This window comes from Xanthobacter dioxanivorans (genome assembly GCF_016807805.1).
Taxonomy (GTDB): domain Bacteria; phylum Pseudomonadota; class Alphaproteobacteria; order Rhizobiales; family Xanthobacteraceae; genus Xanthobacter; species Xanthobacter dioxanivorans.
Genome location: NZ_CP063362.1, coordinates 2,124,189 through 2,143,234, shown reverse-complemented (window position 1 = coordinate 2,143,234; position 19,046 = coordinate 2,124,189). Strand labels below are relative to the sequence as shown.

General features: G+C 63.6%; 22 protein-coding genes and 1 pseudogene. 19 read left to right on the top strand and 4 right to left on the bottom strand.

Features of this window, described 5'->3' with window-relative positions:
* Nucleotides 1-10: 10 nt before the first annotated feature.
* The 6 genes and pseudogenes from EZH22_RS10175 to EZH22_RS33150 all read left to right on the top strand — a co-directional run bounded on the left by EZH22_RS10175 (nucleotide 11) and on the right by EZH22_RS33150 (nucleotide 5,541).
* Nucleotides 11-379, top strand: coding sequence for a hypothetical protein (locus EZH22_RS10175; RefSeq protein ID WP_203195516.1), 369 nt, complete (start codon nucleotides 11-13; stop codon nucleotides 377-379).
* A gap of 35 nt (nucleotides 380-414) precedes the next feature.
* The gene (locus EZH22_RS10170; RefSeq protein WP_203195515.1) at nucleotides 415-885 is read left to right on the top strand and encodes a DUF2271 domain-containing protein; all 471 of its coding nucleotides are present in this window, start codon (nucleotides 415-417) and stop codon (nucleotides 883-885) included.
* 17 nt (nucleotides 886-902) lie between these two features.
* Nucleotides 903-3,095, top strand: a complete 2,193-nt coding sequence (locus tag EZH22_RS10165; protein WP_203195514.1) for a PepSY domain-containing protein — start codon at nucleotides 903-905, stop codon at nucleotides 3,093-3,095.
* Nucleotides 3,076-4,031: pseudogene (locus tag EZH22_RS10160) on the top strand (FAD:protein FMN transferase). The gene EZH22_RS10165 and the pseudogene EZH22_RS10160 overlap by 20 nt, the downstream one beginning before the upstream one ends.
* A 158-nt stretch (nucleotides 4,032-4,189) precedes the next feature.
* Nucleotides 4,190-4,777: a ferric reductase-like transmembrane domain-containing protein gene (locus EZH22_RS33155; RefSeq protein WP_333473720.1), complete on the top strand. Its 588-nt coding sequence runs from the start codon at nucleotides 4,190-4,192 to the stop codon at nucleotides 4,775-4,777.
* On the top strand, nucleotides 4,777-5,541 hold the full coding sequence (locus EZH22_RS33150; RefSeq protein ID WP_333473719.1) for a hypothetical protein: 765 nt from the start codon (nucleotides 4,777-4,779) through the stop codon (nucleotides 5,539-5,541). The genes EZH22_RS33155 and EZH22_RS33150 overlap by 1 nt, the downstream gene beginning before the upstream one ends.
* 307 nt (nucleotides 5,542-5,848) lie before the next feature.
* Here the strand turns inward: EZH22_RS33150 and EZH22_RS10150 are convergent, their stop codons facing one another.
* Nucleotides 5,849-6,415, bottom strand: a complete 567-nt coding sequence (locus EZH22_RS10150; RefSeq protein WP_203195513.1) for a Spy/CpxP family protein refolding chaperone — start codon at nucleotides 6,413-6,415, stop codon at nucleotides 5,849-5,851.
* A gap of 167 nt (nucleotides 6,416-6,582) precedes the next feature.
* On the opposite strand from EZH22_RS10150, the gene EZH22_RS10145 reads away from it, so the two are divergent.
* The 13 genes from EZH22_RS10145 (at nucleotide 6,583) to EZH22_RS10085 (ending at nucleotide 17,180) form a co-directional block, all read left to right on the top strand.
* A complete protein-coding gene (locus tag EZH22_RS10145) occupies nucleotides 6,583-7,938 on the top strand; it encodes an IS1380-like element ISPme1 family transposase (RefSeq protein WP_012112698.1) in 1,356 nt (451 codons plus the stop codon).
* A gap of 409 nt (nucleotides 7,939-8,347) precedes the next feature.
* Nucleotides 8,348-9,835 carry an aromatic/alkene/methane monooxygenase hydroxylase/oxygenase subunit alpha gene (locus tag EZH22_RS10140; protein ID WP_203195512.1) on the top strand — a complete coding sequence of 496 codons (1,488 nt, stop codon included), beginning with the start codon at nucleotides 8,348-8,350 and terminating at the stop codon, nucleotides 9,833-9,835.
* A 96-nt stretch (nucleotides 9,836-9,931) separates the two neighbouring features.
* A complete protein-coding gene (locus tag EZH22_RS10135; RefSeq protein WP_203195511.1) occupies nucleotides 9,932-10,180 on the top strand; it encodes a toluene-4-monooxygenase system B family protein in 249 nt (82 codons plus the stop codon).
* A gap of 7 nt (nucleotides 10,181-10,187) precedes the next feature.
* Nucleotides 10,188-10,550: a Rieske 2Fe-2S domain-containing protein gene (locus EZH22_RS10130; RefSeq protein ID WP_231711409.1), complete on the top strand. Its 363-nt coding sequence runs from the start codon at nucleotides 10,188-10,190 to the stop codon at nucleotides 10,548-10,550.
* A gap of 11 nt (nucleotides 10,551-10,561) precedes the next feature.
* Nucleotides 10,562-10,858, top strand: coding sequence for an MmoB/DmpM family protein (locus EZH22_RS10125; protein WP_203195510.1), 297 nt, complete (start codon nucleotides 10,562-10,564; stop codon nucleotides 10,856-10,858).
* A gap of 24 nt (nucleotides 10,859-10,882) precedes the next feature.
* Complete coding sequence (locus EZH22_RS10120; RefSeq protein WP_203195509.1) at nucleotides 10,883-11,905, top strand: ferritin family protein; 1,023 nt, start codon at nucleotides 10,883-10,885, stop codon at nucleotides 11,903-11,905.
* A gap of 70 nt (nucleotides 11,906-11,975) precedes the next feature.
* Nucleotides 11,976-12,965 (top strand): 2Fe-2S iron-sulfur cluster-binding protein, encoded by a 990-nt coding sequence (locus EZH22_RS10115; RefSeq protein WP_203195508.1) that lies wholly within the window; start codon nucleotides 11,976-11,978, stop codon nucleotides 12,963-12,965.
* Nucleotides 12,966-13,095: 130 nt separating this feature from the next.
* The gene (locus EZH22_RS10110; RefSeq protein ID WP_203197009.1) at nucleotides 13,096-13,497 is read left to right on the top strand and encodes a luciferase domain-containing protein; all 402 of its coding nucleotides are present in this window, start codon (nucleotides 13,096-13,098) and stop codon (nucleotides 13,495-13,497) included.
* Between the two features lie 29 nt (nucleotides 13,498-13,526).
* Entirely contained in the window at nucleotides 13,527-14,588 is a 1,062-nt protein-coding gene (locus EZH22_RS10105) for an alcohol dehydrogenase catalytic domain-containing protein (RefSeq protein ID WP_203195506.1), read from the top strand.
* On the top strand, nucleotides 14,585-14,989 hold the full coding sequence (locus EZH22_RS10100) for a 2Fe-2S iron-sulfur cluster binding domain-containing protein (RefSeq protein WP_203195505.1): 405 nt from the start codon (nucleotides 14,585-14,587) through the stop codon (nucleotides 14,987-14,989). The genes EZH22_RS10105 and EZH22_RS10100 overlap by 4 nt, the downstream gene beginning before the upstream one ends.
* A gap of 87 nt (nucleotides 14,990-15,076) precedes the next feature.
* Nucleotides 15,077-15,727, top strand: coding sequence for an OmpW/AlkL family protein (locus EZH22_RS10095; protein ID WP_203195504.1), 651 nt, complete (start codon nucleotides 15,077-15,079; stop codon nucleotides 15,725-15,727).
* A 215-nt stretch (nucleotides 15,728-15,942) separates the two neighbouring features.
* Nucleotides 15,943-16,344 (top strand): hypothetical protein, encoded by a 402-nt coding sequence (locus EZH22_RS10090; RefSeq protein ID WP_203197006.1) that lies wholly within the window; start codon nucleotides 15,943-15,945, stop codon nucleotides 16,342-16,344.
* Nucleotides 16,341-17,180, top strand: a complete 840-nt coding sequence (locus EZH22_RS10085; protein ID WP_203195503.1) for an alpha/beta fold hydrolase — start codon at nucleotides 16,341-16,343, stop codon at nucleotides 17,178-17,180. The genes EZH22_RS10090 and EZH22_RS10085 overlap by 4 nt, the downstream gene beginning before the upstream one ends.
* 195 nt (nucleotides 17,181-17,375) lie before the next feature.
* On the opposite strand, the gene EZH22_RS10080 is transcribed toward EZH22_RS10085, so the two are convergent.
* From EZH22_RS10080 to EZH22_RS10070, 3 genes are all read right to left on the bottom strand, one after another.
* Nucleotides 17,376-17,903, bottom strand: a complete 528-nt coding sequence (locus tag EZH22_RS10080; RefSeq protein WP_203195502.1) for a lysozyme family protein — start codon at nucleotides 17,901-17,903, stop codon at nucleotides 17,376-17,378.
* Between the two features lie 128 nt (nucleotides 17,904-18,031).
* Nucleotides 18,032-18,565 carry a hypothetical protein gene (locus EZH22_RS10075; protein ID WP_203195501.1) on the bottom strand — a complete coding sequence of 178 codons (534 nt, stop codon included), beginning with the start codon at nucleotides 18,563-18,565 and terminating at the stop codon, nucleotides 18,032-18,034.
* Between the two features lie 21 nt (nucleotides 18,566-18,586).
* A complete protein-coding gene (locus EZH22_RS10070; protein WP_203195500.1) occupies nucleotides 18,587-18,919 on the bottom strand; it encodes a hypothetical protein in 333 nt (110 codons plus the stop codon).
* Nucleotides 18,920-19,046: the final 127 nt, after the last annotated feature.

The window sequence follows — 19,046 nt, the reverse complement described above, 5'->3', positions numbered from 1 at the left end:
GGAGGCATCCATGAAAACGCGCACCCTGATCGGAGCGGCTCTTCTCTTGTCCACCACGGGCATCGGCATCGCCATGGCGGCGGCGGACCTCCCTTCCCTGTCGCTGTTCGGCCACGAGCGGCACGAGCGCCGGGAGGCTTCCGAGCCTGCCGGGGCAATGCGCCTCGCGGACTCGAAGTCCGAGCACAGGCGAGATGGCGCGCATGACCGCCGTCACCGCGAAGATGACGACGACGACGACGACGATGATGACGATGACGACGACCGCCGCGGCGGCCGCAGCGCCCTGCCCCAGGCCGGCCCCGCCGATCCCAACGCGCCGATGCCCGACAACGGCCTCTTCAACGGCAAGGCCCGGCCCAAGGTCGAGGTGCAATGAGCCCGTCCCCGTCCGTCCCCTCCAGGAGCCAACCGATGAAATTTGTTCTCCCCGCCATGGCCGCCACCGCCGCGCTGGTGGCCCCCGCGCTCGCCGAAGCCCGGCAGGTCACCTTCCAGGCCACGCTGAAGAGCTACGGCGGCAACGGCGCCTATGTGGTGCTCTACGTCACCGACGCCGCCGGGGCCTACAAGGGCACCTTGTGGATGGCCGGCGGCAAGGCGAAATACCATCGCCACCTGTCCGACTGGCAGCGCGCCTCCGGCGGGCGGGCCACCGAGATCGACGGCATCACCGGCGCCAGCATCGGCTCCGGCAAGACGCTGAAAATCAGCCTCGACCTTGCCGACGCCATGATCGGTGCCGGCTACCAGGTGCATGTGGACACCGCCGTCGAGGACGGCCTGGACAATCCCTCCGAGGTCGTCGTGCCGCTCGATGCCGCCGCCTCCGGCAAGCCTTTTGCCGGCAAGGGCTACGTCAAGTCCCTCACCGTCACCTTCTGACCAAAACGGACCTCCTCATGCTGCGCCGTCTTCATGGGCTCCCGGGCGTCGTGCTGGCGCTCGGCCTCACGGTGGTCGCCGTCACCGGCGCCGTGCTCTCGCTCCAGCCGGCGCTGGACCGCGCAACCGTTCCAACGGTGCCGTCTGGCACCAACGTCGCGGACCTTGCCGCGCAGGTCGCCGCGCGCCACCCCGGCATCGCCGCCATCCGCCAGCGGCCGGATGGCGGCATCACGGTGGCCTTCGACGACGGCGACGCGCGCGGCGTGGAGCGGGTCGATCCCGCCACAGGCGCGGGGCTCGGCCCCTATCAGGTGTCCGAGGCGACGCGCGTCATCACCAACCTCCACCGTTCGTTCCTGGCGGGCGACGCGGGGCGGGCGGTGGCGGGCATCGGCGCTCTGGCCATGCTGGCGCTGAGCCTGTCCGGCACGGCGCTGCTCGCGCGACGGCTCGGCGGCGCGGGGGCGCTGCTGCGGCCGATCCGCGGCACACCGGCCCAGCGCTGGCATGGCGAACTGGGGCGGCTGGCCGGCGCCGGGCTGGTGCTGTCCTCCTTCACCGGCCTGTGGATGTCCGCCGGCACCTTCGGCCTCATCCCCGAGGCGCAGGGAATCACCCGCGTCGTCACCGCAAGCAGCGGTGCGCCAGCGCCGGTGGGCACCCTCGCCGCGCTGCGATCCGTACCGCTGACGGACCTGCGCGAGCTCCGCTTCCCCGACCCCTCGGACCCCACCGACATTTTCACCCTGCGCACTGCCGCCGGCGAGACGCAGGTCGACGCCGGCACCGGCGCGGCCCTGGCCTTCGCTCCGGCCACCACGCTGGAGCGGATCAATGACCTTGTCCGCACCCTTCACACCGGGCGCGGCGCCTGGCTGCTCGGCCTGCTGCTGGGCCTCGCCTCGGCCGCCGTGCCGGTGCTGGGGGCCACCGGCATCATCCTGTGGGTGCGGCGGCGGGCGGCCCGTCCGCGCGTCGCGGCGAATGCGCCCGCGCACGGTGCCGATACGGTGATCCTCGTGGGCAGCGAAGGCAATTCCACCTGGGGTTTCGCCGGCACCTTGCATGCGGCCCTTACCGCTGCGGGGCACCGCGTACATATCGCGGCCATGAACGATGTGGGCACGGCGCATCTTGCCGCCGACCGTCTTCTCGTGCTCACCGCCACCTATGGCGAAGGCGATGCGCCAGCCTCGGCCAAGAGCTTCCTGTCCCGCCTCGCGCGTCTTGAGGGGCGTCCGCCGGTGGCAGTGCTGGGCTTCGGCGATCGCAACTTCCCGCACTTCTGCCGGTTCGCCCAGGAGGTCGCCGACGCGCTGGAGGCCAAAGGGTGCCCGCGCCTTCTTCCCATGAAGCGGGTGGATCGGCGCTCGTCTCAGGAATTCGCCCAATGGGGGCGGGACCTCGGCGCCGTGCTGGGGCATGACCTTACGCTCTCCCACGTGGCCGAGCCGCCGAAGAGCGTGCCGCTGACGCTCGCCGGGCGTGAGCTTTATGGCGAGGCGGTGGGCACGCCAGTGGCGATCCTGCGCTTTGAGGCCCCACTCGATCCGCGGACCGGCGCGCCCGGCCGCCTGCCGTCCTTCGCGGCGGGGGATCTGGTGGGCATCCTGCCGCCGGGGGACGCCATGCCGCGCTTCTATTCGCTCGCCTCGTCCACCCGCGACGGGATGCTGGAGATCTGCGTGCGGCTGCGCGAGGGCGGGCTGTGCTCCACCTTCCTGCACGCGCTGGCGCCTGGTGGCACCGTCAACGCGTTCATCCGCGAGAACCCGGCGTTCCGCCCGACGGCAGGGCGCGCGCCGCTCATCCTCATCGGCGCCGGGGCCGGCATCGGGCCGCTTGCCGGCTTCGTGCGCGCCAATGCGGAAGGACGGCCCATGCATCTTTATTGGGGCGGGCGCAGCGCCGCCTCCGACTTTCTCTACGAGCACGAGCTGGCCCAGCATCTGGCGGAACGGCGCCTGACCTCCCTCGCGACCGCCTTCTCCCGGGATGCCGAGGGCGGCGCCTATGTCCAGGACCGCATCGCCGCCGATGCGCCCCGCCTGCGGGAACTGCTGAAGCAGGGCGCGCAGATCCTGGTGTGCGGCGGCCGCGACATGGCCGAGGCGGTGACCCGCGCCTTCGAGCCGGTGGTGCGCCCCCTCGGCCTCGACCTTGCCACCCTCAAGTCGTGTGGACGCTATGTCGAAGATGTCTACTGATCCGGCCGAAGGTCCCATGGCGCTCCGCCGCCACGCCCTGAGCGGCCCCGCCATGGGCGCGCGCTGGTCCGCCCGGTTCCATGCGGTCGACCATGTGGACGAGGCGGCGCTCGCCCGGCGCCTCCAGGGCGCCGTCGAGCGGGTGGAGCAGCAGATGTCCACCTGGCGGCCGGCGTCGGATCTGGAACGGCTCAACGCCGCGCCGGTGGGCGCCTGGGTGGAGATCCCCGCGAACTGGCGCATGTTCTCGCCACCGCCCTGGAGATCGGCCGCCTGTCGCAGGGGGCGTTCGATATCGGCGTGGGCGACCTGGTCCAGGCTTGGGGTTTTGGCGGCGGCGCGCGCGTACCCGATGGCGGGCGCATCGCCGCGATCGACGGCCGCCCCTCGTTCGAGCCACCGAAAACGCTTCAGCTCGATCCAGCCGGCTGTCGCGCGCGCCGGCTGGCGCCGTTGCGGCTTGACCTCTCCGGCATCGCCAAGGGCTTCGGCGTGGACGAGCTGGCGCGGGAGATGCAGGCGGCGGGCCTGTCCTCCTGGCTGGTGGGCATCGACGGCGAGATGCGGGCCGAGGGCACGAAGCCGGACGGACGGCCCTGGACCATCGCCCACGAAAAGCCCACGCCGGGCGCGCGGGAGATACTCGGCGTGCTGGAACTGTCCGGCGCCGCCGTCGCCACCTCCGGCAACTATCGCCACCAGATGCAGGTGGCGGGGCGGACCGTCTCGCACACCATGGACCCCTTTCGCGGCGCGCCGCTGGACAACGACCTCGCCGCCGTCACCGTGCTCAGCGAGACCTGCATGGCGGCGGATGCCTGGGCCACCGCCCTGATGGTGCGCGGGGCGACCGATGGCCTGGCGCTCGCCCGCCGCCTCGGTCTCGCCGCGCTGTTCGTGCGGACCGATGGGGAGGTGGTGTCGACATGGCCATGAGCGGCCCGCTGGGGCCGACGACCGGCGCGGCCCGGGCCCAAGACCTGCCCCTTGAGCCCTCTCAATGCGGCATCCGCCGTTTTCGGGTGTCCTTCCCAAAGGAGAGGCCCGTTCAGGGTCAATGGCTGCTCGTTGCGGCGCGAAAGGGAGCCTGAGACATGCGACACATCAAGCTGGCCCTTTTCGGCATCCTCGCTTTCATGTCCGTGCTGTGGATCGCCGCGGAGCCCGGGGTGTTCCAGCGGAATGGCTTCTTCGCAGTGCGGGCGGCAGCCGTCCAGTACACGGGCGTGCTCGCCATTGCGGTCATGAGCGTGGCGATGATGCTGGCTCTGCGCCCGCGCTGGCCCGAACGCTGGATGGGCGGCCTCGACAAGATGTATCGCCTCCACAAATGGCTGGGCATCACCGCCCTTGTCGTCGCCGTCATCCATTGGCTGTGGGCGCAGGGGCCGAAATGGGCCGTGGGCTGGGGCCTTCTGGAGCGACCCGCCCGCGGCCCACGCCCGCCCATCGCGAACCCGATCGAGGCCTTCTTCTCAAGCCTGCGCGGCACCGCCGAGGGCATCGGCGAATGGGCCTTCTACGCGGCCGTGGCGCTGATCGCGCTGGCCCTGATCCGCGTCTTTCCCTACCGCTGGTTCTACAAGACCCACCGCCTGCTGGCTGTCGCCTATCTGGTGCTGGTGTTCCATACGGTGGTGCTCCTGAACTTCGCCGACTGGATGACGCCGCTCGGGGTGTGATGGCGGTGCTGCTGGCCGGCGGCACCTTCGCCGCGGGGGTGGTGCTGCTGCGCCGGGTCGGCGCCGCGCGGCAGGTGAAGGGGCGGATTGCCGGGCTGAACTATTTTCCGGGGGTGAAGGTGCTCGAAACCATCATCCATGTGCCCGCCGGCTGGCCGGGGCACCGGGCGGGCCAGTTCGCCTTTGCCCTGTCGGATGCCTCCGAAGGCGCGCATCCCTACACCATTGCATCGGGGTGGCATCCGGAGCATCCGCGAATCACGTTCATAACCAAGGAGCTGGGCGACCACACCCGACGCCTCAAGGAGAGGCTCAAGGTGGGCCAGGAGGTCCGGGTCGAGGGGCCCTATGGCTGCTTCACTTTCGACGACGACTGCCGCAACCAGATCTGGATCGGTGGCGGCATCGGCATCACCCCGTTCATCGCGCGCATGAAGCACATGGCCCTGCGCGGCGAATCGCCCGATTGGCCGCTCGGCCAGACCGCCGACCTGTTCCACACCACCTCCGATGTGGACGAGGGAGCGCTCGCCAAACTCGGGGAAGACGCAAGATCCGCCAAGGTGCGCCTGCATCTGCTGGTCAGCGCGCGCGATGGCCGGTTGACCGGCGCCCGCATCCGCGAGGCCGTGCCGAACTGGCGCGAGGCCAGCATCTGGTTCTGCGGTCCCGCCAGCTTCGGGGCGGCACTGCGGCGGGATTTTGCCGCCGTGGGGTTTCCCGTGGAGCAGAGGTTCCATCAGGAGCTCTTCGACATGCGGTGAGGCAGGCTCAACCTCCGGCGTCCAAAACGGAGGAGGGCGCCCAGACGGTACGCGGTACCGCCGGCCGCGGTTCCCCGCTGCGGCGGCCCACCGCCTGGAGACGCGCCTTCTGCAGCGGTTGGGGGCGTCCCGCACATCATGCCGTTCTTCATCAACGGCGTGACTGTGGCGGGGCCGTCGGTCGGACGACAATCCCGGCAACATCCGCCTGGCGGAGCCAGCCTGATGAGACAGGCCGGTCGCGACAAAGTCCGTCAGAGGCGGCGGGCACCCGCCCGGGCCGGCGGCGAGGCGCGCCCCGTCACGCTCACATCATGCATCCCATGCCGGTGAGCAGCTCATTGGCCTTCTTCTTCTGGCCATCGCTGAGCGCGGCGTAGAGGTCGCTTAGCGGCTGCTTCATGCCCTTGAGAGCGGCGACGCGGGCTTCCATCACCGCGACGCGGGACTCGAGGCGCTCCATCGGCGTATCAGCATCAAAGCTGGCGCGCATGGACTGGCGCAGGCCCTGCATGCTGACGAAATTGTTCTTCATCGCCACCACATAGGCATCCCATGCCTTGGCCTGCGCATCGGTGACGCCGAGCTCGGCCTTCAGGAAGGCGACACGCCCCTCGATGAAGGCGGGTAGCTGGCCATCGGCATCACCCGTCATCCCGCCACCGCAGCCGCCCATCATGCTCCGGGCCGAGCGATGGAACCCGGGGCCCCAGCCCCCCTGGCCGGGACCCATATAACCCTCACCCTGACCCATCATGCCCGGACCATAGCCGGGCCCACCGCCCATCTGGGCGCTCGCCGGCACAGCGGACAATGCCGCCGCGGCCAGCGCGAACGCTGCAACGCCCGTAACGGAAACAGACTTGATCTTCATGACGCTCTCCCTTCTTGCGGGCGGACACGTCCGCCCCTCCGACCTGCGCCGGGGTTGAGCCCGAACATTTTAGCCCACATTCTCCAAGTAAGTCGCTGATTTCGCTGTCGTAATCGTGATATTTCGCATATAAATCATGGCGTTGACGGCTGCGAGGGGCGCGTTTCATGGATCACCTGGAGGGTGCGGGCTTGGCGCGGGGAGATCGGGTTGATTTCGACCGCCGTGTGCGTCTGGAGTTCCGTGGTGCGCAGATCAGTTCAGACGGTGGCCTGCTGGTGATGCGCGAGCTTGATGACGTGCTCGGCCTGTCCAATCTGGCGTCGGAGGCGCTGCGAGACAGCCGCACCGGGAAGAACACGCTCCATCGGCTTGACGGATTGTTCCGGCAATCGGTGTTCGGACGACTGGCCGGATACGAGGATGTGAACGATGCCGACCGCTTGGCCCTCGATCCCGTGATGCGTCAGGTCGTTGGCGGCAGGGCCGTCGAGGCGCAAGCTGCTTCGGCATCGCAGATGGGACGGTTCGAGACCGAGACGCTGGCTCTGGCCGCGAACCGGGCGGCGCTGGCCGATCTGAACGGCCAATGGATCGACCGGTTTCATGACCGCAACGGGTTGAAATACATCGTGCTGGACATGGACAGCTCGGTCAGCCCCACCCACGGCGATCAGGAAGGTGCTGCCTGGAACGGGCATTTCGACTGCACCTGCTATCACCCCATCTTCTTGTTCAACCAGTTTGGCATGCTGGAGCGCTGCGCCCTGCGTAACGGCAATGTCCACAGCGCCGATGGCTGGCGGGATGTCCTTGATCCCGTCATTGCCCGATATGCTGGCCGCGACCTTGGTGGACGCTTCTTCCGGGCCGACGCTGCCTACGCGATCCCCGCGATCTATATGCGGCTGGAAGAAGCCAGGTTCTTCTACGCCATCCGTCTGCCCGCCAACGCCGTCTTGCGCGAGAAGATCGCGCATCGGCTGACACGGCCCGTGGGACGGCCTTCGCTGACCAAGGTCAAACGGTTCTTCGAGGACTTCGAGTATCAGGCGGCGTCCTGGGACAAGCCGCGCCGCGTCATCGCCAAGATCGAATGGCATCCGGGCGAGCTGTTCCCCAAAGTCGGCTTCATCGTCACCAACCTGCCGATGGAGCCAGACTGGGTGGTGAGGTTCTACAACCAGCGCGGCACCGCAGAGCAGCACATCAAGGAAGGCAAATATGCCTTTCGCTGGACGCGGCTGTCATGCCGGAAGTTCCGGCACAACGAGGTGCGGCTGCAACTGCACGCGCTGGCCTACAACCTGGCAACCTTCCTGCGCTGCATCGAACTGCCCGAGGCCATGGCGGACTGGTCGTTGACCAGCCTGCAACTCAAGCTGATCAAGATCGGCGCCCGCGTCGTCCGCCACGCCCGCGCCATTACCTTCCAGTTGGCCGAGGTCGCCGTCACCGGCCCGATGGTGCGGGCCGTCCTTGCCGCCATCCGCCGTCTTCGAACGCCTCCGTCATGCGCATGACCACGATCCATGCCCAAGCTGAACGAAAGCGGCAGGACAGGTCCGTCTGCCGCGCGGAAAAGCGGCTCTGCCGGGCCAGAATGCTGCGGGTTCGAGGCTTGATCCACCCGACTTCGGCCGTTTGCGCGACGACAGACACCGCTCGGGGCGAAAAACGCTTGCCCAGCGAGCAAAATCAGGCGATCTTGAAGTCAAGCGGCAGGCCACTTGGGGAATGTCGGTGCATGAGCGAGTACGATCTCAAGGGTTGGACCAAGTCCGACCTGATCAATCCTTGGGATGTGAACGTTCTCAAGGCCGTCGCCAAGATGTGAGGTTAACCGCTTCTGCAGGCGCCGCCACGATCCTGCGGTAATAGCCACTCATGGATGTAATGCGGGAGTAATTCCCGACTAGGGAGGAGATTAGAATGCCCAAACTCCAAAGGCAGGACTACTACGATACAGCCAGAGACATGAACTGGGACTTAAGATATGTCACCGAGGAGGAAGCGTTCCCCGAGGTGCTTTCTAAGAGCTTTGGGACGACTAATCGCGATTGGTGGGGCTGGGATGAACCCTACAAGCTGACGTTCCGCGAATATGTCCACAACCAGGCTGGCAAGGACGCCGGAATCTACTCCATCCGTTCGACCATCGCGCGCTCGGACATGTACGAAAAGCTCGATCCGGGCTGGAAATCTGCGGTGAAGGCGCACTACGGTGCAATTCCGGTCCCTGAATACCTGGCCTCGATCGGCGAGGCACGTATGGCGCGTTTCGGTCGCGCAGCAGCTTGGCGCAACATGGCAACGTTCGGCACGCTGGATGAAGCCCGCCACGGGCAAGCCCAGATCTTCTTCCCGTACTGTCTGCTCGACAAAGACCCGCAGATGGATTGGGCACACAAGGCGGCGCATACCAACGGATGGGGTGCGATTGCCGCGGGAAGCTTGTTTGACGACATGTTCACCGCCAACGACGCGGTGTCCACGGCGATCCAGCTGACCTTCACCTTCGAAACCGGCTTCACCAATCTGCAGTTTCTCGGCATGTCGGCCGACGCACTGCATGTGGGCGACATCGAATTCGGAGCATTGATCTCTTCCATCCAGACCGACGAGGCCCGTCACTCGCAGCAGGGCGAGCCGACGCTGAAGATCCTGCGTAACGCCGGTAAGGGTCCGGAAGCACAGAAATTGGTTGACCAGATGTTCTGGCGGGCGTGGAAGATCTTTGCTCTGCTCACCGGCTTGTCGATGGACTACTACACGCCTCTCGAAAACAGGACCATGAGCTTCAAGGAGTTTATGCAGGACTGGATCTGCCGCCAGTTCATGGACCAGTTCAAGGACCTGGGCATGGATCTTCCTTGGTACTGGGAAGAGCATTTCCTGCCGGAGCTGGAATGGTTTCACCACGCGATCCATCTCGGCGTGTGGTTTTGGCGGCCCACCGTCTGGTGGAACCCGGATGCCGGCATCTCGATGCAGGAGCGGGACTGGCTCGAGCAAAAATATCCCGGCTGGAACGACAGGTTTGGCAAATACTGGGATGTCATCGTGGACAACGTGCGCGAAGGCCGGATGGAAAAAACCTATCCCGAAACGCTGCCCGTCGTTTGCAACTGCTGCCAACTCCCGATCTGTTCCCCCACGGTGGACAAAGCCCCGAGGTTGACCACGCACAAGGGGCGCAAGCTCACGTTCTGTTCGGATATCTGCCAATGGGTCTGGCAGAGCCAGCCTGAGCGCTACGACACTCATCTGTCGATCGTCGATCGCTTCCTAGCCGGTCACATTCAGCCACCCAACCTGGAAGGCGCACTGAAATACATGGGCATCACCCCAGATGTGGCCGGCAACGATGCCGATAACTACGCATGGGCCAAGGAACGGATGCCATTGGCGGCCGAGTAAGCGCCACACACACCAAAGAAACCAACATCCGCGCCGGCACCAACGGCCTATGCCAGGAGAAGTTTGCCTTCGGCTCGGGCGAAAGGGAGGAAATTCATGGCCATGATACCGCTTCAAACCAGCTTTCGCGGCGACTTCGTCGTGCAGCTGGTCCCCGTCGAAGATACCGACGACATGAACACCGTGGCGGAAAAGATTGCACATCACGCGGTCGGACTGCGGGTGGCGATCCGGGACGCGCCGAAGCGCGTCTATTTCAACGGCAAGGAACTGCCGCCCGAGATGACGGTGGCCGACAGTGGCATCGGGGTGATGGACTATGTCGAGGCTGGATATGTCGGATGATCCAGGCGTGAAATGGGTCAAGGTGGCCACGCTCGATGACCTTTGGGAAGGCGATATGTTGGACGCCAAGGTCGAAGGTGAAGAAGTGATCCTGATCCACCGCGAAGGCGGACGGATTGTCTGCTTCCAGGGAATGTGCCCGCATCAGGAAATACTCCTCGCAGACGGCAACTTCGACTTCGTGAAAGGCACGATCACTTGTTCTGCCCATGAATGGGAGTTCGACATGAAAGACGGCAGGGGGCGCAATCCGCTCGGCTGCAAGCTCTTCCAGTACGACGTGAGGCTTGAGGGCGAGAACATCATGGTCGGCGTACCTACCGACGGACGCCTGCGTCGATTGCGTCACAGCGTCGAAGAAGAGGCATAGGGAGGAAGAACATGACGAATACTGAAGTCAGACTGGTCGGTCCGGTCATCCGCGGCGTTGATGAAGACATCATCAACGCCGTGATCGAAGCGGCCGAACAGGACAATCCTGACCGTGAGATCATAGTCGAGGATCGGGGTGGCTATGTCCGCATCCAGGCAGATCACGAATTCTGTCTGACCGAGAAGAGCATGGTCCAGATGCTCGGTCGGCCCTTCCGGCTGACCGAGATCGAACCGAGCCTCGTTTCCTTCGCCGGACGACTCAGTTCGACCGACGAGGCATGGACCTGGACGATTCACAACTAACGAGCTTTCTGGGAGGAAAGAAATATGGCAGTCAGATCAGCCGGCCGCAAACGCAAGACGACATGGAGCCAGTGGGAAGAGCGTCGCGTCCCCTCGGAATATGAGGCCGTCACCTACAAGTTCCACAACCATTTTCGGAAGGAACCAGCGCCTTTTGAACTGTCCGAAAACTGGTCGCTGAACGTCTTCTACAAGCAGAACCGCGAAGGCTCGCCGCTTGTTTCTTCCGTCGACGACTGGGAGGGCTTTCGCGATACACGCGCCTTCACCTATCGTCGCTACATCGAGATGCAGAAGGATCGCGAGGTCTACCTCGACAACCTCATCGACGAATTCGAGAGCCGCGACCATTATCGCTCGCTCCCGACCGCGTGGCTCGATTTCCTGCGCAACAATTACCTGCCCGTGCGCTTTCCCGGCCACGGCATGCAGATGAGCGCTGCCTATGTGGCGCAGATGGCTCCGTCGGCCTTCGTCACCAACACGTTCTATTTCCAGCTCGGGAATGAAATGCGGCGTGTGCAGCGTCAAGCCTATGTGGCGCAAGTTCTCGCGATGGATAATGAGCGCCCCGATCTGGCTGACAGTGACGCGACCCGTACGAGGTGGACCGATGGACCGCAATGGCAGGGCCTGCGTGAGCTGATCGAGAAGCAGCTCATCGCGTATGATTTCGGCGAAGCCTTCGCCTCGCGCAATCTGGTGGTGCGACCGATCTTCGACCACATCTTCAACAGCGAGATCGCGACGCTGGCTGCCGCCAACGGTGATGATCTCCTGCAGCTGATGCACGATGACTTCCGCAATCACGACCAGGTCTATGCCGAGGAAAATACCAAGGCGCTGGTCGACTACGCCGTCGGCAAGGCAGCCTCCAACGAGGAATTCTTGCGCAAGCAAACTGCCAAATGGCTGCCTCTTGGAGAGAAGGCGGCGCGCGGCTTGGCCGAGGCCTTGGCAACCGCACCTGGTGCCGAAAGTGCCGCTTCGATTCTGGATCGCACCTTGGCCGCACAGCGCCGTCTCATGGGCGAATGCGGCCTTTAAGCCGCTTCAGCACCGGGGTCGATTTCGTGGCCCCGGTCATCGCGTCGAGCCAAATGAGATCGTGCCACCAATGTCACACAAGATCCAAATCGCACCTGATGGCCCGATATTCGAGGCACGGCCCGATGAAACCATCCTTCAGGCTGCACGGCGCAACGGCCAGATCCTGCCCTATGAATGCGGCTGGGGGAGTTGCGGGACATGCAAAGTGGGGCTTGTCGAAGGTTCTGTCGACCTGATCTTCCAGGACGCCCCTGCCGTAAGTCCACGCGATGCGCGGCGCGGACGTGTTCTGGCCTGCCAGTCTCGCCCGACAAGTGACATCATCATCACTCCTCCCCCGGGACACTGGGAAGGACTGCCCTTGCCCTGCCAGGAATGCACCGGCGAACTGATCGCTGTCGAGGAACTTGCACCTGAAATCCGCCGTTTCACCTTTCGCGTTGAGGGCGGAGCCGAGTTTCTTCCTGGCCAGTACGCGATTCTTCACCTGCCGGGTGGCATCCGGCGAAGCTATTCCATGTGCAATCTGCCATGTGGCGACACGCTTCAATTCATCGCCAAACGTTACGACGGCGGAGCAGGGTCAAACGCCCTGGCCGATCTTGCTGTAGGCACCTGCATCACCATCGAAGCGCCTTTTGGCGTGTGCACCCTGCGCAAGAAGGCGGGACGCAAGGTGTTCGTGGCCGGCGGCACCGGCATCTCGCCGATCCTTTCGATGATCCGGCAGGCAGCCGAAGAGGCGGTCGATTTCAATGCGCCTGTCGATGTGATCTATGGCGCCCGCAGCGCTGTCGATCTTGCGGCGGGGAATGAGCTTGCAGCAGCGGCGGCGCGGGTCCGCCATGCACGCTATACGCCGGTCGTGGAGATGCCGCCGGAAGGCTGGGGCTACCAGCAAGGCTTTGTGACCAATGCAATCACGGCGCTAATCAACGCACCGACAGAGGCTGAATTCTACGTCGCCGGCCCGCCAGTCATGGTGAACAGTGTCAAAGCTCAGCTCAAAGAAGCTGGAGTACCGATAACACAGGTGCACTATGACAGCTTCGGCTAAGAATCTGTCGGAGATTCAGGTCTGGGAGCTGGCACCCTCACTGCGCAGTTTGCAAAAGAGGGTTGGCGCCCCCCCGCACCTAGATGCGAAATGGCCCTGTTTACAGGATGAAGATCGGGCAAGTCCCGCATTGCTGGCCGCAATCGCGGCCTTTGCGGGCACCTTGCCCGGCAGCACCTCCTGCGAGGCGCCATTCCAAACGCCCGGACATGGCTTCGCCCTTGACGAAGAACTCGCGCGGGGCCAGCCCGAGGCCTTTGTCAGCGACCCTGTCTGGCTAATCCTGCGCGCCGACGGCGCGATGCATCTCGGCTTGCGCCCGGAATGGGCACAACGGATTCTGACGCTTGGCTGGGGAACCGTTCATCCCTTCGCCCGCTACATGGCCGGTGCGGTGCCGCCGCAAAGCCTGATCGTCTTTGCCCCAAGGGACGAAGAAGAGCTGATCGCCGCGCGTTCGATCATAGAGGCTGCCTACGGATATGCTGTTGGCAGGATCGGCGACGTCATCCTGCCGGACACGCGTTGGTAGAGAACAAGGAAACAGGGAGGAAACCGCACATGAAAGCCGCTGTCTATTTCGGCCCCAAGGATATCCGCACCATCAATGTGGACGATCCGAAAATCACCGAGCCGCACCAGATTCTGGTGAAGGTGCGCGCCACCTCGATCTGCGGGTCGGATCTGCACATCTGGCGCGGCACCCTGGATCAAGCGATGGGAAAGGGTCATTCCACGCTGGGCCATGAACTCTCGGGCGAGGTGATCGAAACCGGTGCCGAGGTCGGCAGGTTTTCTAAGGGCGACCGGGTTTCGATGGGCTATTCGGCCTCGTGCGGTGACTGCTACCAGTGCCGGCATCACAACACGGCACACTGCCAAGTTACGAAATCCGCAGTCTACGGATTCGGTGTCGGCTTCGGCGATCTCAATGGGACGCAGGCGGAGTACATGTCGATCCCCCATGCCGATGCCCATACGATCAAGATCGACGATGCGCTGACGGACGCGCAGGCGCTGACGCTCTCATGCAACCTGCCCACCGCGATCCTGGCCAATAAGCTGGTGGACGTCCAGATCGGCGAAAGTCTAGCGATCGTTGGCCTTGGACCTACCGGAATGATGGCCCTCGATCTGGCGACCAAACGCGGTCCGGGCAAAGTCTTTGCCTTCGATCCGGTCGCGCACCGGCGCGAGGCCGCCAAGATGCGCTATGGCATCGAGGTCTTCGAGCCCGGTGAAGCGGGGGTAGAAGCCGTTAAGGCAGCCACCGGCGGACGGGGTGTCGACAAGGTGATCGAGATGGTAGGCACCGGCGAAAGCCTCGATCTGTCATTCTCGCTGATCCGCGCTGGTGGCACGATGGCGGGCCTCGGCATGTTCACAGACATGGCGCATCCTGTGAACCTCCTCGATGTGTTCTTCCGCGACATCACGTTGCATATGCGCGGTTTCGCAAGCGTCTGGCCGGAGATGTGGAACGCTCAGCGTCTCATCACGGAGGGCAAGATCACGTTGACTGAGATGTTCACCCACAACTTCTCGCTCGACCAAGCCGGCGAGGCCTATCGCGTGTTCGGCGAGCGGCTCGACAACGTGGAGAAGGTGCTCATCCGGCCATGAGCTGGGCATTCAGGGTCACACTGGAACGGCCGGACGGTGTCTGGTCGTTCGAGGCGCCGGACAACGAGTATCTGCTCTACTCGCTTATCGATGCGGGGTTGGAGAGCCCGATGATTTGCGAGCAGGGCTGGTGCTTGGCTTGCGCCGCGCGGCTGATCGAAGGCGAAGTCGATACCTCGGGCGCACTCACCCACTATCCGGAGGATGATGCGGCTGGCTTTGTCCTGATCTGCTCTGCGCTGCCGCGGTCGGACCTTGTGCTGCGGCAGCATGAAACGGAGACCCGCCGCGAAATGACCCAGATGCGCATCGCCCACAACCTCCTGGCCCGTGCCTTTCCCTCCGGAAAGCGATCGGGGCATCGGCGCGGTCGGGCACAGGGAGTTCAGAACGCGGAATGACGAAGCTAACATGCTTCGATATCGCCTGATGGGCGAAGATTGGCGATCGGGAGGCCATTGTGGCGACGATCCACACACACGGGGGGAATGAAGAAAATGAAGAAGATCTTATCAGCTCTTGCGATATTGACCATGTCTTCGACCGCACAAGCACAAGACGCATCGAAGGAGGGTTGGTTCGTTCGTACCGGCCCACTTGGCGTCCTGTTTGACTCGAAGGCAGACATCTCGGTTGGCGGCGGTGTCATCCCCGGGGCGAGTGCTGACACTAAGGACAATCTCACACTGGGGTTTGACGTGGGATATCGCTTCGACAACAACGTGAGCCTGATGTTGACGGGAGGCATTCCGCCCAAGACGACGCTGACAGGTACGGGTCCGCTCGGCGGCGTGACACTTGGGAAGACGTACTACGCACCCGCCGTCCTCGCAGCGCAGTACCATTTCACCAACTTCGGTCCGAGATTTCAGCCCTATGTCGGCGCAGGGGTGAACTATACACTCTTCTTCGGCACCTCCGATGGCGCCGTCGCCGATCTCAAAGTCAACAACGCCTTCGCTCCGGTTCTTCAGGCGGGCTTCGAATATGATATCGACAGCAAATGGGGGGTTTACATGGACGTGAAGAAGATCTTCCTTTCCACCACGGCGACTGGCACCGTCGGCGGAAATCCAGCTCGGGCAGAAGTGACAGCCAACCCAACTCTGTTGAGCGCCGGCATCGTCTACAGATTCTGAAGATTCTGACAGGACTAATCGGCGGGGGGCGATGTGCGCTCCGCTGGCTTCACGGATGGGCCTGCAGTCGGCGTTTTGCAGTTTGGTCTCCACCTCTGGAATCCAAGAAACGGTGCTGACAATTCCCAAAGGTATCGACGGATACCCGAAACGTCATTGAATGGCTACCGGCGCCATCACATTGGCGAACAATCAACTGACGCCAAGGATGCCAAATGATCAGCCCGAAGATCCAAACTAAATTCAAGGCAATGCAGGCCGCACATAACTCCCGCACGCACCTTCTGCGTCTGGGAGCTCTCTTCAGTGAAACAGTGCTGATCGAGGTAGATGGGGAAGAAACCTATCTGCATTTCGAAAAAGGCCGTCTCATCCAGGTTCAATCCGGCCCCAGCCGCAAGACACCCTGGCGGTTTGGACTGCGCTGTGATCGCGATGCGCTCGAGCGCTTCTGGCAGCCTCTGCCGTCACCCGGTTTCCACGACATTTTCGGTCTGGTGAAGATCGGCCGCGGCCGTATCGATGGCGATATCCTCACACTGGTGAAGAACTTGCGCTTCTTCAAGGAATTTATGGCGCTCGGACGCGGGGCGCTCAAGGCGGAGGAAGCAGCATGAGCATCGAACCGATCACCGGTCGCTATGTTGCCATCGAGCAGGGCGGCGAGAGATACCGGATCTATTTCGAGGAAGCAGGCCAGGGGCGCCCCGTGCTGTGCCTGCATACCGCTGGTGCCGATACCCGGCAATGGCGCCATGTGATGAACGACCGGCGCTTCATCGCCCACAATCGGTTCGTCGCCTTTGACATGCCCTGGCACGGCAAGTCGCTGCCACCGGAAGGGTTCGAGACCCGCGAATACCTGCTGACCACCGAGGCCTATGTAGAAACCATCCTGGCGCTCATGGTGGCGCTGGGTCTCGACCGGCCGGTACTGGCCGGCTGCTCAATGGGCGGGCGCATCGCGCTGCAATTGGCCGCGCTGCATCCCGATCGGTTCGCCGGTTTCATTGCCATCGAGGCCAGCGACTACCAGCCCGCCTGGTACGACATCGACTGGTTCCACCGTCCCGATGCCCATGGCGGGGAAATGGGCGCAGCGCTGGTTTCGGCCAATATCAGCCCTCATGCGCCCAATGCCGAACGCTGGAATACGCAATGGATGTTCATGCAATCGGGGCCGGGCGTGTTCCGCGGAGACCTGAGCTTCTACACCCGCGACAACAGCCTGGTAGCGCGGCTGAACCTGATCGACACGAGCAAAACTCCGGTGCACCTGCTCGTCGGCGCCTATGACCTGACCTGCACGCCCGAAGACGCCAGACGGACCGCCGATGCCATCTCCGGCGCCACGCTGGCCGTGATGGATGAACTCGGTCATTTCCCGATGAGCGAGCATCCCGAGGGTTTTGCTCCCTTCTTCGCGGATGCGCTCGCGCGAATGCCGAAATGAGAATGGGATACGGAGCGATGCTTTGACGGCATGAGCGCGCGATGAAGATCATACGACGCGGCTCCGGGTGGGCGTGGCAGCGCTTTGCCGCCGCCTCGGCCTTCCCGATGCCTGCTTTGGCGCAGGCCAGAAAGAATAGGATTTCCGACTGTCCTGCGTGTGGCCTCGTTCGGACCTCACTCTGGCGAAACCTATCTATGGATCTCTTCCAGTACCAATGGGGGAGAGGTCGATTCGAATTCCAGCGTGGTTCGGATCGAGCGCCTCTCCGTCTTGAACCGCCGTCCGGTCGGGAACCGTAGCGGGATCGGGGTCTTCGCCGGTAACGCTGGGTACCTCGTCATGATCGAGTTCCGCTTCCGCCGTGGATAGCGGACCCGGATCGGCCTCGCCGAAGACATATCGGCCCTCGAACATGCCCGTCCGCCAAGCCTCGAGGGATTGGGTGAACGCCGACCCGTCGGCCGCGCCGCGGGCGTGAGTGACAATCCGGTGAACCTTTCCAAATAGAGCAGTTCCCATGCGGATGTTCTCGCAAGGATCGACCAGGCCGGGACTGAGCTCGGAGGGGTCGGATATGCCGTGGCCGGCCGGATAGCGCGTCACTCCGACCCGCACTATCGCCTGGCCGACAAACTGCTCAATGAGGCGCATTGCGGCCTCGGGCGTGCGGGGCGGCTCCGGCAGGATGACGCGATTCCCGGAGGTGATCGAGATCGCCAACGGATCGTCGGCGCCGGCCTCGGCGATGAAGGGGTCGGCTCCGGCTGAGGGCGGAATCCTACGTTAAGGGTTTTATCAATGTCCTACGTTTAGCGGCGGCTTCAGGGACCAGATTGCTCACCAATTGCTCACCCGAGCCGATTAATTCGCTCAGCCATGGCTTTGAGGGCGCTTTGCACGATGAGTTGGCTTTGGGGAGCAACGTCTGAAGAGCGAAACAACTCGACCAGGCGCTGCAAATCCGCGCCCCATTGCCGTTTCAGGCTGTCGAGTTGGTCGACGTGACGGGCGAAGTCACCGCAATCCACGGCAGACTGGAAGGCACGTTCGAGATCGGCCGCACTGGCCATCAATGCAGCCAAGCTCCGCTTCAGCTTCTCGGGAAGTTCAGGCAGATCGCGGTAGGGGTGCGTTCCCGCCTCGATCATTTGCTGATTTCTCTCGGACATGGACTCCATCATATCCGCATAGCGATAGAAGCCCGGATAGCGCTGACACAGGTTCGACAGCACCTTGTCCGAAGCCGTGTCGTAAATCTGCTGAAGACCCTGCATATAGCCAAGCATATGATGGACGACCGCCGCTCCTTGAATGCCCTGCTTTTCCAGTTGTCGCATTCGCAGATCGATGGCGGCGGCGATCCGATGGTTTTCTTGTGACATGGAATAGCTTTCTGAATAGGGCTAGAGATTGGTCAGGTCTTCCGGGAACTGACCGCCTCTCTGGACGAATTGGCTCCAGGTTTCCTCGCCACGTTTCGAGACGACCCGGTGTGCAGGATCATCGTCATCAGCCTCAAGCAGGCCAAGACGTACGAGCGGTGCGACCGTCTTGTCACCGAATTGCTTTTCATAGGTGTGCCCGGGCACGACAAGCATCCATCCCGATGTTCCGCGTTCGGTGATGGCAGGGACAAGGCGTCCGCCTCGGGCGGGCCTGTCGCCGCGCGAAAGCGTGAACAGGCAGATGCTCCAGAACGCGTTTCTTGGACGTGGCGGTATCAACGCCCAATCCATTGGCCCGTTGTCTGGATATTCGATTATGGGAGCGGGCCTGTTTTCGCCGCCGTTGATGCCTTCCCGGTAGGCCCTCTCAAGCGCATTGGCGATTGCGCCCGCCGTATCGACGTTTAGGCCGCGCCTG